2 protein-coding genes are annotated in these 2242 nt (G+C 45.7%); both read left to right on the top strand.

From position 1 onward, the window contains the following. Positions 1–315 precede the first annotated feature (315 nt). Complete coding sequence (locus F6J99_RS46095) at positions 316–735, top strand: hypothetical protein (protein ID WP_365975488.1); 420 nt, start codon at positions 316–318, stop codon at positions 733–735. Continuing rightward, positions 732–1361 carry a hypothetical protein gene (locus F6J99_RS46090; RefSeq protein WP_365975486.1) on the top strand — a complete coding sequence of 210 codons (630 nt, stop codon included), beginning with the start codon at positions 732–734 and terminating at the stop codon, positions 1359–1361. Before F6J99_RS46095 ends, F6J99_RS46090 begins: the two co-directional genes overlap by 4 nt. The last annotated feature ends 881 nt before the right edge of the window (positions 1362–2242 follow it).

Genomic DNA, 2242 nt, shown 5'->3' with positions numbered 1-2242 from the left:
TTCCAAGAACTGGTCATCATCCATAGCCAGTGCTGGGGGCATCCTCAGCACAATCGGACTGGTATCAACAGGTGTGGTGGCTACTGTCATGACTAATTACCTGGCTTCGGGCACTGTGGGGAGTTTGTTCTATTCTAAGGGGAGCGCCCAGAGTGGTTCTAAGGTGTAGTGCCATTTGAGTATGACAGCTGTTGGCCAGACTTGACACAAAATGCTGTTTCAGGTCTTGGTCAAAAAGTCAAGATCCATGGGATCTGTTTTTAGCCAGTTGATCGGTGAAAGGCTACTAATACTATCCCCAAACAATTAGGATGAATGACCCGACAGCCACACGACCAATTTGCGAAACAGTATTTAACGGAGTTGCTAACACCTCACGGTCAGGTGCAAATCAGCCGCGAAGTAACCAGTGAAGTACGCCAAGTGGATATTTGGTTTCTACCAGCACCTTCTGAATCCAAACCACCCCAGGTTTTAGGATTGCTCGGTCAGATGGTCTCAACGGCCTGTTTATTGGAACCATTCCGCAATGCCATCGGGATCATGGCAGTGCGCAATTGTCTGCTTAAGTTGTTTGCCCTCTACGGTGACCTGCAGCGGAAGGCACGACGAGAGGTGCGACCCGTGGCGAATTTAATTCGCCAACGGAAAGCGCACCTAAGAAAAATTCTGTCAGTGAAACTGACTTGCCCTGTTTATGGATTCTGTCCCCTTCCTGTTCAAGCAACCTATTGAATGGTTTTGCCGCCAAACTTGATGATTCCGGGCATTGGGTAGAAGGAGTTTACTTTTTGCCTGAGTTGTTCAAGACAGCCCTGGTGGCCATTAACCAGCTGCCGGTTATCGAAGAAACCCTCTGGTTGAGAGTTTTGGGACGCAATCGCACTCAGGAGCAAGCCATTAAGGAATTGGTGGCACTGCCAGTTGGACACCCTTTACGGGGCAATATCTTAGAGATTCTGGCCAACTGGCGCATCAAAATAGAGGAGAGTGAAGATTTAAGTGAAGATGAGAGGGAATTAATTATGAATTTATCACCAGCTTATTTGCGTTGGCGAGAAGAAACCTTAGAACAAGGCCGGGAACAAGGCCGGGAACAAGGCCGGGAACAAGGCCGGGAACAAGGCCGGGAACAAGGCCGGGAACAAGGCCGGGAACAAGGCCGGGAACAAGGCAATTTAGAGGGACAGCGCCTGATGGTAGAGAATCTACTGGCAGGGCGGTTTGGCCGTGTTGATCTCGAATTATCCCAGACGATTGAGCCTTTGATGCAGTTGCCGATCACAGAGCGTACTCAAGTGTTGCTTAACCTGTCCCGTGAGGAACTGTTGGAGAGGTTTGGAGACAGTCTATCTGATTGATAGGAAGTGTAAGCATGAAGCGGTCAGCGATCAGCTTCTTGAGGCTTTTCCATAATCACGCTTGGTGCGCTTTCCGTGATGGCGAACGCGCCCCGCGTGACCTACGGTCAAGGGATTGCTCGCCATCACGGGTCGCACCTCATGTACTCGTCCCAGGGCTAAATGCCGATGTTTGTCTTGATTTAAAAGCTGACCCCTCAGAAGCTGATCGATGAATTCTTACAGCTAGAGTGTATCTGTTTAACCATTTAAAGGTAACTTGTCAACTGCTATGCCTTCCTGATTCAATTAATTTTTTTAAAAGTCTTGCTAGATAAATAAAAATCTAGTCAACCAGCTAATTAATACTACAATTTTATCAAAAATCAAGTACCATCATAAGTAGCTGCTTAGTTATTTTTTTATAGTTAATATTTATTATTGCATTTTATTTTGTTAATTTTTTGTTTTTAACAATTAAACAGAATATTATCAAGATAATTAATTTACTAAAGCATGGCTAATCAAAAAACTTATGTAGAGACATTCTAGCTAACATCTCTACATAATATATAGCAAATATCAGTGATGTTTGAGGTACTTTTTGCTAGGCTTTAGGAGGCAGGGAGCAGGGAGCACGGAGCAGGGAGCACGGAGCAGGGAGGGAGCATGTCACTTATGCAGCAACATTAGTACTAAGGTAATAGGTAATAGGTAATAGGTAATAGGTAATGGGTAATAGCGATGCAGCGCGGTCTTGGGGAGGCAGTGCGGTCTTGGGGGTTCCCCCCGGAGACGAAACCTTAGATAGTGGAGCCTTTATAGTTAGCAGGTTATGCAGAAAAGGGTTAAATATTTGTTAATAAGGCTCCACTATCTTACGGTAACTTCAAACCATGAGC

Origin of the sequence: Moorena sp. SIO4G3 (assembly GCF_010692305.1) — a bacterium.
Taxonomy (GTDB): domain Bacteria; phylum Cyanobacteriota; class Cyanobacteriia; order Cyanobacteriales; family Coleofasciculaceae; genus Moorena; species Moorena producens_A.
Note: the sequence above shows the minus strand (reverse complement) of the source record. Positions and strands in the feature narration are given on the sequence as shown.

Excerpts from the sequence above, each read along its gene's own strand:
- F6J99_RS46095 (WP_365975488.1), top strand. The coding sequence starts at position 316 with ATGACCCGACAGCCACACGACCAATTTGCGAAACAGTATTTAACGGAG.